This is a genomic window from Chromobacterium rhizoryzae, assembly GCF_020544465.1.
In the GTDB taxonomy this organism is placed as follows: Bacteria; Pseudomonadota; Gammaproteobacteria; order Burkholderiales; family Chromobacteriaceae; genus Chromobacterium.
In genome coordinates, this window is sequence record NZ_CP066126.1 from 5,009,606 (window position 1) to 5,021,316 (window position 11,711).

The following is an 11,711-nucleotide window of genomic DNA, read 5'->3' on the forward strand; positions in this document are numbered from 1 at the left end:
TGCAAAGGCGGAAGACCCCGGCCTGAACCGGGGCTTCCGCTCTGCGATTACACCTTCCAGCTAGGCAGCTTGTCGGTCTTGATGCCGTACTTGGCGATCGCCTCGGCCACCTTGGACGCTTCGATCTTGCCGTCGCGCGCCAGTGCGGACAAGGCCGCCAGCGCCACGTGGTAGCGATCCACCTCGAAGAAGGAACGCAGGTTGGCGCGGCTGTCGGAACGGCCGAAGCCGTCGGTGCCCAGCACCACGTAACGGCCCGGAACGTATTCGCGGATCTGGTCGGCGTAGTTGCGGATGTAGTCGGTCGCGGCCACCACCGGACCCTGACGGCCGGACAACTGCTGGGCCACGTAGGAGGCCCGCGCTTCGGCGGTCGGGTTCAGCAGGTTGTGACGCTCGGCTTCCATGCCGTCGCGGCGCAGCTGGTTGAAGGAGGTCACGCTCCAGATATCGGCGCCGATGCCGAAGTCGGCCTTCAGCAGATCGGCCGCGGCCATCACTTCGCGCAGAATGGTGCCGGAGCCCATCAGCTGCACTTTCACCTGGGCGTCGCCGCCGTCCTGCAGCAGATACATGCCTTTCAGGATGCCCTCTTCCGCGCCCGCCGGCATGGCCGGGTGAACGTAGTTTTCGTTCATCAGGGTCAGGTAGTAGAAGACGTCTTCCTGCTCCGCGTACATGCGGCGCAGACCGTCCTGCACGATCACCGCCAGTTCGTAAGCGAAGGTCGGGTCGTAGCTGATGCAGTTCGGGATCAGGCCGGCCTGGATGTGGCTGTGGCCGTCTTCGTGCTGCAGGCCTTCGCCGTTCAGCGTGGTGCGGCCGGCGGTGCCGCCCAGCAGGAAGCCGCGGGCGCGCATGTCGCCGGCGGCCCAGGCCAGGTCGCCGATGCGCTGGAAGCCGAACATCGAGTAGTAGATGTAGAACGGAATCATCTGCTGGCTGCTGTTGGCGTAGCTGGTCGCCGCGGCGATCCAGTCGGCCATCGCGCCCGGCTCGTTGATGCCTTCCTGCAGGATCTGGCCGTCCTTGGATTCCTTGTAGAACATCAGCTGGTCATGATCCTGCGGCACGTAGTTCTGACCCTGGGTGGACCAGATGCCGTACTGGCGGAACATGCCTTCCATGCCGAAGGTGCGGGACTCGTCCGGCACGATGGGCACTACGCGCTGACCGATGTTCTTGTCCTTCATGATGGTGCCCAGCATGCGGACGAAGGCCATGGTGGTGGAGAACTCGCGGTCGCCGGACGCTTGCAGCTGCGCGTCGAACACGGACAGTTCCGGCGTTTGCAGCGCGGTGGTCACCGGCTTGCGGGCCGGCAGATAGCCGCCCAGCGCGGCGCGGCGTTCGCGCATGTACTTCATTTCCGGGCTGTCTTCGGCCGGCAGGTAGTACGGCACGTTCGCCAGGTCCTCGTCGGACACCGGAATGCCGAAGCGGTCGCGGAATTTGCGCAGCGAATCCAGATCCATTTTCTTGGCCTGGTGCGCGATGTTCTTGGCTTCGCCGGACGCGCCCATGCCGTAACCCTTGATGGTCTTGGCCAGGATCACGGTCGGACGGCCGTTGGCGCTGTTGGACGCCTCGTGGTAGGCGGCGTACACCTTGTGCGGGTCATGGCCGCCGCGGTTCAGCGCCCAGATCTCGTCGTCGGACATATTGGCGACCATTTCGCGCAGCTCCGGGTACTTGCCGAAGAAGTGTTCGCGAACGTAAGCACCGTCCTTGGATTTGAAGGTCTGATAGTCGCCGTCCACGCACTCGTCCATGCGCTTCTTCAGCAGGCCCTTGCTGTCCATCGCCAGCAGCGGGTCCCAACGCGAGCCCCAGATCACTTTCAGCACGTTCCAGCCGGAACCGCGGAAGTCGCCTTCCAGTTCCTGAATGATCTTGCCGTTGCCGCGCACCGGGCCGTCCAGACGCTGCAGGTTGCAGTTGACCACGAAGATCAGGTTGTCCAGGCCTTCGCGGGCGGCCATGGAGATGGCGCCCAGGGATTCCGGCTCGTCCATCTCGCCGTCGCCGCAGAAACACCAGACTTTGCGGCCGTGGGTCTTGGCCAGACCGCGGCTTTCCAGGTACTTGAGGAAGCGGGCTTGGTAGATGGCCATCAAGGGGCCCAGGCCCATCGACACGGTCGGGAACTGCCAGAAGTCCTTCATCAGCCACGGGTGCGGGTAGGAGGACAGGCCGTTGCCGTCCACTTCCTGGCGGAAGCTGTCCAGCTGCTCGGCGGACAGGCGGCCTTCCATGAAGGCGCGTGCGTACACGCCCGGGGAAATGTGGCCTTGGAAGTAGATCAGATCGCCGTCTTGCTCATCGTTCTGGGCGCGCCAGAAGTGGTTGAAGCCCACGTCGTACAGGGTGGCGGAGGATTGGAAGGAGGCGATGTGGCCGCCCAGCTCCAGATCCTTCTTGCCGGCGCGCAGCACCAAAGCGGCGGCGTTCCAGCGGTTGATCGAGCGGATGCGATGCTCCATCTCGTGGTTGCCCGGCGACTTCATTTCTTTGCCGAGCGGAATGCTGTTCTGGTATGCGGTGGTGGCGTCAAACGGCAGATGGGCGCCGCGGCGGCGGGTGCGCTCGACCAGTTTCTCCAACAGGTAATGCGCGCGTTCCGGGCCTTCGGCATCCAGCACCGACTCCAGCGCTTCAGTCCATTCCTGGGTTTCCAACGGATCGATATCGTCAGGGAAAGTTGCAGCCATCTCTGGTCCTCACAGCAAGGTGGATCGGGGGCCGTATGTAGCACTGCGCGGCCCCGCGTTATTGCAATCGGCTCGAATTCGAACCTATTTATTAGCTTCAGATTATAAACGAACGCAATCGCAAATAAAAATGTTCATTTGCGAAAAGAGCGCCGTATCTTGAGCAAGTGTACGTCTTCCGGCTTTCACAAAGGAATAGGTCAAGCGTACTAACGCTTGTTTCGGGGCGGAAAACAGCGGTTATTGCGCCGCACCATGTTGTTTTTTTGCGATTTACTGTCGCAAATTGAAACATTCGTTTCAGTTGCGCGCTTACTTCTTTCTCTCGTCCCGGACGAGCCGGTCCAGTTCGCGGATGCGCGCTTCGATTGAGGAGCGCAGGTAGAAATCGTCGCCCTTGGCCTTGCCGGCCAGTTGAAACTGCTCCATCGCCGGCTGGTAGCGCTGTTCATGATAGAAGGCGTTGCCCAAGGCCGCGTGGTAACGCAGCGGGTCGCGGTCGGCGTACAAGCTGGCCTGGCGCCGATACAGCCCCGGATTGTCCGGATGGCGGCTCAGCTGGGTCTTGATTAGGACCAGCGCGCCCTGGCTGTCGCCGCTGGCGATGGCGACGTCGATGTCCAGCAACTGCAGCGACAGGCTCTGCGGAAAACGGGCCAGCCCGGCGCGCGCCGCGTTGCGGGCGGCCGGCCAGTCCTTGCGTTCGCGCTCTATCGCCACGTCCAGGCCCCGCAGCATCGGGTGATCCGGCAGCTTGGTCCGCGCCTTGGCCAGCGCCTGGCGCGCGCCGGCGATATCGCGCTGACGCAGCTTGACCTGGGCCAGACCATACCACTGCGCGCCCTCGTTCAGGTACAGGCCGCGGTCCAGCGCCGCCTCGTAATAGCGCTCCCCTTCGTCCGGCGTCAGCGTCGCGGCGCGCAGTTTCTCGCGCACCAGCAGGTAATCGACGCTGTCGGCGCGCATCTTCACCGGGTAGTCCAGCGCGCGGTTTTCCGCTTCGCTGATGCGCTCCAGCGTCACCGGGTGGGTGCGCAGGAAGGCCAGCGCCGCGTTGTCGCTGTAACGCTCGTTCAGCTGCAGCCGCTGAAAGAAAGCCGGCATGCTGCGCACGTCGAAGCCGGCCTGGCTCATGTATTGCATGCCGACGCGGTCGGCTTCGCGTTCAAAATCGCGCGAAAACGCCAGTTGGTTGGAAATCGACAGCCCCATGCCGGCGGACACCACGCCCATCGCGCCTTGGCCGCTGCCGGCCTTGGCCGCCAGCGCGGCGGCGATGATGGTGCCCAACAACAGCAAGGGGCTAGTGGCGCTGCTGGCCGCCTTCATCCGCGCGATGTGGCGCTGGGCGACGTGGGCGGTTTCATGCCCCAGCACCGAGGCGAGCTCGCCTTCGCTCTGGGTTGCCAGCAGCAGTCCGATATTGATGCCGATATAGCCGCCGGGCATGGCGAAGGCGTTGATGCCGCTGTCGTTGACGCAGAAATAGGTGAAACCGACGCCGGGCAGCTTGACGCCGCTGGAGAGCCGGCCGCCGATATCGTTGAGGTAATCGTTGACCTCCTGATCGTCGACGATGTCTCCCGCCTCCAGCATGGCGCGCCAGGCCTGGCGGCCGATGCGGTTTTCATCCGCCAGCGTCAGCGAGGCGTCCGACACCTCGCCCAGATCGGGCAAATCGGCATAGCTGACGGACGGGTGCAACAAGCTCAGCGCCAGCACGCCGGCCAGCAGGGTCTGTTTGGTCATCCGGCTATGATAGCCAGGTTCGCCCACAAGTTGCATGAGGCGGCGCAACATCAACTGTCAAAGAGTATGAGCTTCCCCGCCGTCCCGCCGCGGCGCGGTCAGCGCCTCCCACGCCGCTTGCGCGCTCAAGTGCACGCGACCGTTGAAACCGGCCAGCAGGCCGCCGCCCTCCATCCGCTGCGCCACCGGCCCCTTGATCTCGGCCAGGTGCAGCGTCACGCCGCGCGCCGCCAGCTCCGCGTCCAGCCGCGCCAGCATCAGCAAGGCGCTGGTATCCACGCGATTGACCGCGCTCATGATCAGCACCAATCGCATGCTTCCGGCCTGGGCGGCCAGCCGGCGCAGCGTCTCGCCGCGCACCTGGCGGGCGTTGCCGAAGAACAGGCTTTCGTCCACGCGCAGAAACAGCGCGCCGGGCAGGCGCTCCACCGCGAAACGCAGCCGATTGCGGAAATGATGACTGCCCGGCAGCCGGCCCAGTTCGGCGATATGCGGCCGGCTGCTGCGCCACAACATGGCCGCCAACGACATCAGCACGCCGGCGACGATGCCGGAGTCCACCCCCAGCCACAGCACCAGAACAAAGGTCAGCCCGAACGCCGCCGCATCGGCGCGATCGACGCGCCAGGCCAGGCGCAGGCTGTCGAAACGTATCATGGCGCTGACCGAGGCGATGATCATCGCCGCCAATACCGATAGCGGCAGCAAGGCCAGCGCCGCGGCGGCGAAGCCGGCCAGCAGCATGAGGCCCAGGGCGGCGATCACCGAGGCCAGTTGAGTCTGGGCCCCGGCCTCGGCGTTGACCATGGAGCGGGTCAGCCCGCCGGTGACCGGGAAGCCGCCGGACAGGCCGGCGCCGATATTGCACAGGCCCAGCGCCAACAGCTCCCGGTCCGGATCCACCTCGTCGCCGCGGCGCTGCGCCAGCGCCTGAGCCACCGCCAGGCTCTGCACGTAATTGATCAGCGCGATGAAAAAAGCCGGCAGCGCCAGCTGCGACCACTGCTCCAGGCTCAGCCCCGGCCAGGTCGGCGCCGGCAGGCCCGGCGGGATCTCGCCCACCACCGGCAAGGCGGAGCGCAAATCCAGGCCGGCCACCAGCCCCATGCCCAGCAGCACCGCCAATAGCGGCGCCAGCCGCAGCCATAATTGCCGCGCCGGCGCGCTCAGGCCGCAGCGGCGCAGCAGCGGTTCGCCCAGCCAACGCGCCAGCAGCAGCAAGGCCAAGGCCGGAGCGCCGAGCAAGAGCGCGGCGGAATTGAACCCTTCGGCCGCTCGCCACAGCCCGGCCAGCAGCTGCGGCAAGGACGCGCCGCCGGCCTGCACGCCCAGCAAGGGCCCCAGCTGCGACAACACGATCAGCAAGGCCGACGCCGAAGTGAAGGCCGCCAGCACCGGCTCCGACAAGAGGTCGGCGACGAAGCCCAGCCTCAGCAGGCCCAGCGCCGCCAGCATCGCGCCGGACAACAGCGCCAGGCCGATGGCCAGCGCCAGATAATCTCCTGAACCCGGCTCGGCCAGCCGCGACAGCGTGGCCGCCACCAATAAGGAAGTCATCGCCATCGGCCCCACCGACTGCGCGTGGCTGCGGCCGGCCAGCGCGTAAATCAGCAAGGGCGCGATGCTGGCGTACAAACCCGCCTGCGCCGGCAAGCCGGCCACCAGCGCGTAAGCCAGCCCTTGCGGCGCCAACAGCAGGGTCACCACCAGGCCCGCGCCCAGATCGCCCGGCAAGTAGGCGCGCCGGTAGCCGCGCAGCCAGGCAGGCAGCCAGAGCCTCACCCGCGCCGCTCCAGTCGTCCCGCCAGCCACAGGCCGGCCGCCATCGCCGGCAGGAAGGACGCGCTCTGCGGCGACAACATGCCGCCCAGCAACAAGGCAGGCCCCGGACAGATGCCGGCCAGGCCCCAGCCAATGCCGAACAACAGGCTGCCGCCTATCAGCCGGCGCGTCAGCGGCGTCTTGGCCGGCCAAGACGCCGGCTCGCCCAAGAACGCGCGCGGGCGGCGCTCGGCCAGACGGAAGGCCGGCCAGGCCGCGACGACGGCGCCGGCCATCACCAACGCCAGGCTGGGGTCCCAAGCGCCGCCCAGATCCAGAAAGGCCAGCACCTTGGCCGGATTGGCCATGCCGGACAACAACAGCCCCAGGCCGAACAGCAGACCCGCGCCCGCCATCGACAATAAGCGCTTCCACTCCGCCGCCATCTTCACGACCCCCAATGTCTAAACACGGCCACCACCACGAAGCCGGCGAACATAAAGGCCGCCGTCGCCGCCAAGGAGCGCGGCGACATGCGCGCCAGCCCGCAAACGCCGTGGCCGCTGGTGCAGCCGGAGCCCAGGCCCGCGCCGAGGCCCACCAGCAAGCCGGCGGCCAGCAAGCGCATGCCGCCGGCCTCGATCTTGACGATGGGCAATTCGCCCGCCGCCAGCCACCACAGCGCCGGCGCGGCCGTCAGGCCCAGAAGAAAGGCCAAGCGCGCGCGCCAGTCCGCCCGCCGTCCCAGCAGGCCGGCCACCATGCCGCTGATGCCGGCGACGCGGCCGTGCGACAGAGCCAGCCAGCCCGCCGCCGCGCCTATCAGCACCCCGCCCGACAGGGCGGACCACGGCGTGAACGCCGCCCAATCCACGGCCATCACGCCGCCCCTGCCGGCTGGTCGGCGCAGAACAGCGCGTGCAAGGCGTTCAGCAAGGCCAGGGCGTCGGCGCTGGCCACGCTGTAATACACCCATTTGCCTTCGCGCCGCGTCGCCACCAGGCCCTCATTGCGCAATACGCCCAACTGCTGCGACAAGGAGGGCTGACGGATGCCGGTCAGACGCTCCAGCTCCGACACCGATTTCTCGCCGTCCACCAGCTGGCACAGCAGCAGCAGCCTGTCCTCGTTGGCCAGGCCCTTCAACAATAAGGCGGCGCGGCCGGCATTGGCGCGCAGCATGTTCAAATCCATATTTGTTCTCCCGCCGCCGCGATCCGGCGTCGCAAACATTATGTTTTATAATATAATGTAAATCAACTAACTGTTACCGCCGCGCCACACTGTCCGCCCGTCGCCACATGGCCTATCAGTCACCATCGCGCCGGGAAAAACTGTTGTAGACTCAAGGCCATGAACCTATTTCCAGCCGCGGCGCCGGCCCGGCCCAGCACCGCCATGGCCTCCACCCTCCTCCCGCCCGCCCCCAGGCAACTGGTGCACGAGCGCGGCATTCCCGCCTTCGGCGTGTACCAGGGCATCATCGAGCGGCTGGACTGGCGCGCGCTGAAAACCACGCCTTACCAAAGGCTGACGCGCCGGCTGCATCACAAGCGCTGGCAGTACGCGGCCATCGCCCACCCGGCCTTTTTCATCGGCGTCGCCATCGTCGACGTCGGCTGGACCGGCACCGCCTTCGCCTATCTGTTCGACCGCAAGAGCGGCGAAGTCATCGCCGCCGCCAGCGCCAACGGCCTGCCCGGCCTGTCCACGCGAATCGAAGACCGCGCCTTCGGCGACGCCGCCTTCCAGGCCGGCCGCTGCCGGCTGAGCTTCCGCCGCGACGGCGAGCGGCTGGAACTGGCGGTGGACTCGCCGCAGTTGAAGCTGGCCGCGCACATTCAATTGACGGACATGCCGCCGGTACTGGCGGTGATCGCGCCGGCCAACTGGCTGGCCCACTCCACCCACAAAAGCGGCGGCCTCAAGATCAGCGGCTTCGCCGACTGCCAGGACCGGCGCTACTCGCTGGACGGCGCGGTGGCGGCGCTCGACTATTCCAACGGCCTGCTGGCGCGGGAAACCCGCTGGCGCTGGGCCAGCGCGCATTCGCTGGAACTGGGCTTCAATCTGCAGCAAGGCTATATGGGCGACACCGAGAACGCCGCCTGGCTGCGCGGCAAACTGATCCGGCTGGGGCCGGTGCGCTTCGACTACCAGCCGGAGGATCCGCTGCTGGGCTGGCGCATGCAGAGCGACAACGGCTTGCTGGACCTGAGCTTCGCCCCGGAGGGGGCGCGCCGCGAAGACAAGAATCTGCTGATCGCCGCCAGCCGCTATGTGCAGCCTATCGGCCGCTTCAACGGCCAGATCCGCGATCCGGACAACGGCGCCGTCCATGTGGTCGACGACTTGCTCGGCGTGACCGAGGACCATCTGTCGCGTTGGTGAGCGTAGCCCGCTCGATGCGGCGCGCCAGCGCCCATTCGCCGCCATTGTCTGGAGTTCATCGAAATTCCCTGCTGTAGTCAGGGAAATCCCTGGTTTGCGAAAACACAAGACCGGCCGGAACAACAGTGGTAGGATGCGCCCGCAACCGAGTATTTTCTCTAAACGACCCAATGCAGCGTCAGAGCCTGTCCATGATCCTTTTGCGTCTCCGCGCCAGAACGCTCATGAACAGACTCTCAGTAGGAGATTGCCATCATGGATAGATTAAGCGCTCTGCTCGAACACAACCGCCACTTCGTGGAAAACCGCGAATACGAGCAGTTCAAGACCGACAAATTCCCCGGCAAAGGCCTGGCCGTCCTGGCCTGTATGGACGCCCGGCTGGTGGAACTGCTGCCCAAGGCCATGGGCCTGAAGAACGGCGACGCCAAGCTGATCAAGAACGCCGGCGCGCTGATCACCCACCCGTGGGGTTCGGTGATGCGCAGCCTGATCATGGCCGTGTACGAACTGCGCGCCGACGAGATCTGCGTGGTCGCTCACCGCGACTGCGGCATGCGCGCGGTCGATCCGCAGCGCGTGCTGGACCATGCGATGGAACGCGGCGTGTCGGAAGACACCATCGCCACGCTGCGCGCGGCCGGCATCGATCTGGACGGCTGGCTGAAGGGCTTCGACAACGTGTCCGACAGCGTGCGCCACACCGTGCACACCATCCGCAACCATCCGCTGATGCCCAAGGACGTTCCGGTGCACGGCATGGTGATCCATCCGTCCACCGGCCGGCTGGAAGTCATCGTCGACGGCTACCATAACGACGACGCTCCGGAGTAAGCCGGTGCGTCTGGGCCTGTTCGGCGGCACCTTCGACCCCATCCACAACGCCCACCTGCGCATGGCCGACGCCTTCGCCGCGGAGCTGGCGCTGGACGAGGTCAGGCTGATTCCGGCCGGCCGGCCCTATCATCGCAGCCACGGCCCGTACGCCGCGCCGGCCCAGCGCCTCGCCATGGCGGAGCTGGCGGCGGCGGATCATCCGCGGCTGACGGTGGACGAGCGCGAAGTGCGCCGCCCCGGCGCGGCCTACACCATAGACACCCTGGAAGAACTGCGCGCCGAGCTGGGCCCCGCCGCCGAATTGTGGTTTTTGATCGGCGGCGACTCGCTGGCCACGCTGCACACCTGGAAGCGCTGGGACGAACTGTTGCGTTTCGCCAACCTGGCCGTAGCCTTGCGCCCCGGCTTCGATCCCGCCTCGCTGCCCGCGCCGGTGCAGCCCTTGTGGCGCGCCCGGCAAGTCTCTGATTTTTCAAATCGAACCGCATCCGGTACAATCCGCCCCTTGGCCTTGCCGCCGGTGGACATCGCGGCCACCGACATCCGCCAGCGCCTGGCGCGCGGCGACGCGGTGGACGATGTGCTACCGCCCGCGGTGCTGGCCTATATCCGCCAACACCGGCTATACCAGACAGTGTAGCCGCCGTGTCCGGCCACTTTCCGCCAGGCCGTCAGCAGACGGCCGGCAGCGATTCACTTTAAAAGCAATACGGCGGGTCTGCCGGCCGCTTGCGCGCGCCGGCCCGCCCGCCATTTTGCGGCCGCTTTGCGCCGGCTCTGGCCGACGCGGACCCCGCATAGGAAAAGGACATTATGGAAGTGCAAGACATTGCCAAGCTGGCGATCGAAGCCCTGGAAGACGTCAAGGGCAAGGACATCATCGAACTGGACACCAGCAAGCTGACCTCGCTGTTCCAGTGCATGATCGTGGCCACCGGCGACTCCAACCGCCAGGTCAAGGCGCTGGCCAACAGCGTGCACGTGAAGCTGAAGGAAGCCGGCGTGGACATCGTCGGCAGCGAAGGCCACGAAAGCGGAGAATGGGTGCTGGTGGACGCCGGCGACGTGGTGGTGCACGTGATGCTGCCCGCGGTGCGCGACTACTACGACATCGAAGCGCTGTGGGGCGGTCAGAAGCCCAGCTTCCTGCCGGCCGGCGGCCGTCCGTGGTCGGCGACCTGATCCGGCTGCGCTAAGCCGCCATCAAGAACGGGGACGCAAGTCCCCGTTTGCGTTTTACTCCCTGGCTCACACACGATGAAAATCACTATTCTCGCCGTCGGCACCAAGATGCCGCGCTGGGTCGACGAAGCCTACGGCGATTACGCCAAGCGCTTTGGCCGCGACATCACGCTGGAACTGAAGGAAATCAAGCCGGAGAAACGCGGCGGCGGCGTCACCGCCGAAAAAGGCATTGCCGCCGAACACGAGCGGCTGCTCGCCGCCCTTCCGCCGCGCGCACGGCTGGTGGTGATGGACGAGCGCGGCAAGAACTGGACCTCGGTGCGGCTGGCCGAAGGCCTGAAGGAATGGATGGCCGGCGGCGACGATGTGGCCTTCATCATCGGCGGCGCCGACGGCTTGGCCGCGGAATTGAAACAACGCGCCGACGTGCTGCTGCAACTGTCCGCGATGACGCTGCCGCACGGCATGGTCCGGGTGATGCTGGCCGAGCAGATCTACCGCGCCTATTCCATTCTCAACAACCACCCCTACCATCGCGAATAGACGGACGCTGGCGGATCAAGCCGGCGGCGAGGCCTGGGCCGCCAAGGGCGGCGGCAAGGGCGGCGGCGCCAATCCGGCCCATTCCACCGTGACGGAATCCTCGCGCAGCGGCAGCGCCGAGCCCTCGGCGCGCGCCAGGCTGTCCAACCAATTTTCATTGCCTGAAAAAATCATGGCAGCTTCCTCCAGCCCTCATATTGCAAACGCCGCTCCACCGCGGTGGCGGATCGGCGGCAGGCCACCACCGGAATGCCCAGCGCGTGGGCGCTGTCCCGGTAATTGCGCATCACATTGTGTCCCAGGAAATCGGTGAGCAGGATCAACAGATCCGGCTTGCCCGGCAGCGGCGCCTTGCGCTGATGCGCGACGTTGCGCCCGCAGATGTGGCGGGAAATCCGGATATCGTAGCTTTGCAGAACCGCCGGAATATTCCCCAAGCTGTCCGCGCCTATCAGCAGAGCGTTCATCAGCCACCTCCTTCTCGCGCGGCGCGGCACGCCGCCTTGACATGTCCTCACTCTAAGCCGATGTAAT

The 11,711-nt window shown here is 66.2% G+C and carries 13 protein-coding genes; 5 read left to right on the forward strand and 8 right to left on the reverse strand.

The window, feature by feature from the left end; genetic code table 11:
• Window positions 1–47 precede the first annotated feature (47 nt).
• The 6 genes from aceE to JC616_RS22885 all read right to left on the reverse strand — a co-directional run bounded on the left by aceE (window position 48) and on the right by JC616_RS22885 (window position 7,415).
• The gene (aceE, locus tag JC616_RS22860; protein WP_107801039.1) at window positions 48–2,711 is read right to left on the reverse strand and encodes a pyruvate dehydrogenase (acetyl-transferring), homodimeric type; all 2,664 of its coding nucleotides are present in this window, start codon (window positions 2,709–2,711) and stop codon (window positions 48–50) included.
• 312 nt (window positions 2,712–3,023) lie between these two features.
• On the reverse strand, window positions 3,024–4,460 hold the full coding sequence (locus JC616_RS22865; RefSeq protein ID WP_227105640.1) for a M48 family metalloprotease: 1,437 nt from the start codon (window positions 4,458–4,460) through the stop codon (window positions 3,024–3,026).
• Window positions 4,461–4,517: 57 nt separating this feature from the next.
• Window positions 4,518–6,242 carry a SulP family inorganic anion transporter gene (locus JC616_RS22870; protein WP_227105641.1) on the reverse strand — a complete coding sequence of 575 codons (1,725 nt, stop codon included), beginning with the start codon at window positions 6,240–6,242 and terminating at the stop codon, window positions 4,518–4,520.
• A complete protein-coding gene (locus JC616_RS22875; protein WP_227105642.1) occupies window positions 6,239–6,667 on the reverse strand; it encodes a DUF6691 family protein in 429 nt (142 codons plus the stop codon). Before JC616_RS22875 ends, JC616_RS22870 begins: the two co-directional genes overlap by 4 nt.
• Before the next feature lie 2 nt (window positions 6,668–6,669).
• A complete protein-coding gene (locus JC616_RS22880) occupies window positions 6,670–7,101 on the reverse strand; it encodes a YeeE/YedE family protein (RefSeq protein ID WP_227105643.1) in 432 nt (143 codons plus the stop codon).
• Window positions 7,101–7,415, reverse strand: a complete 315-nt coding sequence (locus JC616_RS22885; RefSeq protein WP_043589439.1) for an ArsR/SmtB family transcription factor — start codon at window positions 7,413–7,415, stop codon at window positions 7,101–7,103. The genes JC616_RS22880 and JC616_RS22885 overlap by 1 nt, the downstream gene beginning before the upstream one ends.
• A 159-nt stretch (window positions 7,416–7,574) precedes the next feature.
• Here JC616_RS22885 and JC616_RS22890 point away from each other — a divergent pair, with 159 nt between their 5' ends.
• The 5 genes from JC616_RS22890 to rlmH all read left to right on the forward strand — a co-directional run bounded on the left by JC616_RS22890 (window position 7,575) and on the right by rlmH (window position 11,177).
• Window positions 7,575–8,612: a DUF2804 domain-containing protein gene (locus JC616_RS22890; protein WP_227105644.1), complete on the forward strand. Its 1,038-nt coding sequence runs from the start codon at window positions 7,575–7,577 to the stop codon at window positions 8,610–8,612.
• Window positions 8,613–8,867: 255 nt separating this feature from the next.
• Entirely contained in the window at window positions 8,868–9,446 is a 579-nt protein-coding gene (locus tag JC616_RS22895; RefSeq protein ID WP_227105645.1) for a beta-class carbonic anhydrase, read from the forward strand.
• Window positions 9,447–9,450: 4 nt separating this feature from the next.
• Window positions 9,451–10,089, forward strand: coding sequence for a nicotinate-nucleotide adenylyltransferase (nadD, locus tag JC616_RS22900; RefSeq protein WP_227105646.1), 639 nt, complete (start codon window positions 9,451–9,453; stop codon window positions 10,087–10,089).
• 173 nt (window positions 10,090–10,262) lie between these two features.
• Window positions 10,263–10,631: a ribosome silencing factor gene (gene rsfS, locus JC616_RS22905; protein ID WP_019101317.1), complete on the forward strand. Its 369-nt coding sequence runs from the start codon at window positions 10,263–10,265 to the stop codon at window positions 10,629–10,631.
• A 75-nt stretch (window positions 10,632–10,706) separates the two neighbouring features.
• Window positions 10,707–11,177 carry a 23S rRNA (pseudouridine(1915)-N(3))-methyltransferase RlmH gene (rlmH, locus tag JC616_RS22910; RefSeq protein ID WP_227105648.1) on the forward strand — a complete coding sequence of 157 codons (471 nt, stop codon included), beginning with the start codon at window positions 10,707–10,709 and terminating at the stop codon, window positions 11,175–11,177.
• 15 nt (window positions 11,178–11,192) lie between these two features.
• Here the strand turns inward: rlmH and JC616_RS22915 are convergent, their stop codons facing one another.
• Window positions 11,193–11,351 carry a hypothetical protein gene (locus JC616_RS22915; RefSeq protein WP_158274379.1) on the reverse strand — a complete coding sequence of 53 codons (159 nt, stop codon included), beginning with the start codon at window positions 11,349–11,351 and terminating at the stop codon, window positions 11,193–11,195.
• Entirely contained in the window at window positions 11,348–11,644 is a 297-nt protein-coding gene (locus JC616_RS22920) for a DUF2325 domain-containing protein (RefSeq protein WP_107801047.1), read from the reverse strand. Before JC616_RS22920 ends, JC616_RS22915 begins: the two co-directional genes overlap by 4 nt.
• Window positions 11,645–11,711 lie beyond the last annotated feature (67 nt).

Coding starts and splice junctions, on each gene's coding strand:
- JC616_RS22865 (WP_227105640.1), bottom strand. CDS start 4,460: ATGACCAAACAGACCCTGCTGGCCGGCGTGCTGGCGCTGAGCTTGTTG.
- JC616_RS22895 (WP_227105645.1), top strand. CDS start 8,868: ATGGATAGATTAAGCGCTCTGCTCGAACACAACCGCCACTTCGTGGAA.
- JC616_RS22920 (WP_107801047.1), bottom strand. CDS start 11,644: ATGAACGCTCTGCTGATAGGCGCGGACAGCTTGGGGAATATTCCGGCG.
- JC616_RS22890 (WP_227105644.1), top strand. CDS start 7,575: ATGAACCTATTTCCAGCCGCGGCGCCGGCCCGGCCCAGCACCGCCATG.
- JC616_RS22915 (WP_158274379.1), bottom strand. CDS start 11,351: ATGATTTTTTCAGGCAATGAAAATTGGTTGGACAGCCTGGCGCGCGCC.
- aceE (WP_107801039.1), bottom strand. CDS start 2,711: ATGGCTGCAACTTTCCCTGACGATATCGATCCGTTGGAAACCCAGGAA.
- rlmH (WP_227105648.1), top strand. CDS start 10,707: ATGAAAATCACTATTCTCGCCGTCGGCACCAAGATGCCGCGCTGGGTC.
- JC616_RS22885 (WP_043589439.1), bottom strand. CDS start 7,415: ATGGATTTGAACATGCTGCGCGCCAATGCCGGCCGCGCCGCCTTATTG.
- JC616_RS22880 (WP_227105643.1), bottom strand. CDS start 7,101: ATGGCCGTGGATTGGGCGGCGTTCACGCCGTGGTCCGCCCTGTCGGGC.
- JC616_RS22875 (WP_227105642.1), bottom strand. CDS start 6,667: ATGGCGGCGGAGTGGAAGCGCTTATTGTCGATGGCGGGCGCGGGTCTG.
- rsfS (WP_019101317.1), top strand. CDS start 10,263: ATGGAAGTGCAAGACATTGCCAAGCTGGCGATCGAAGCCCTGGAAGAC.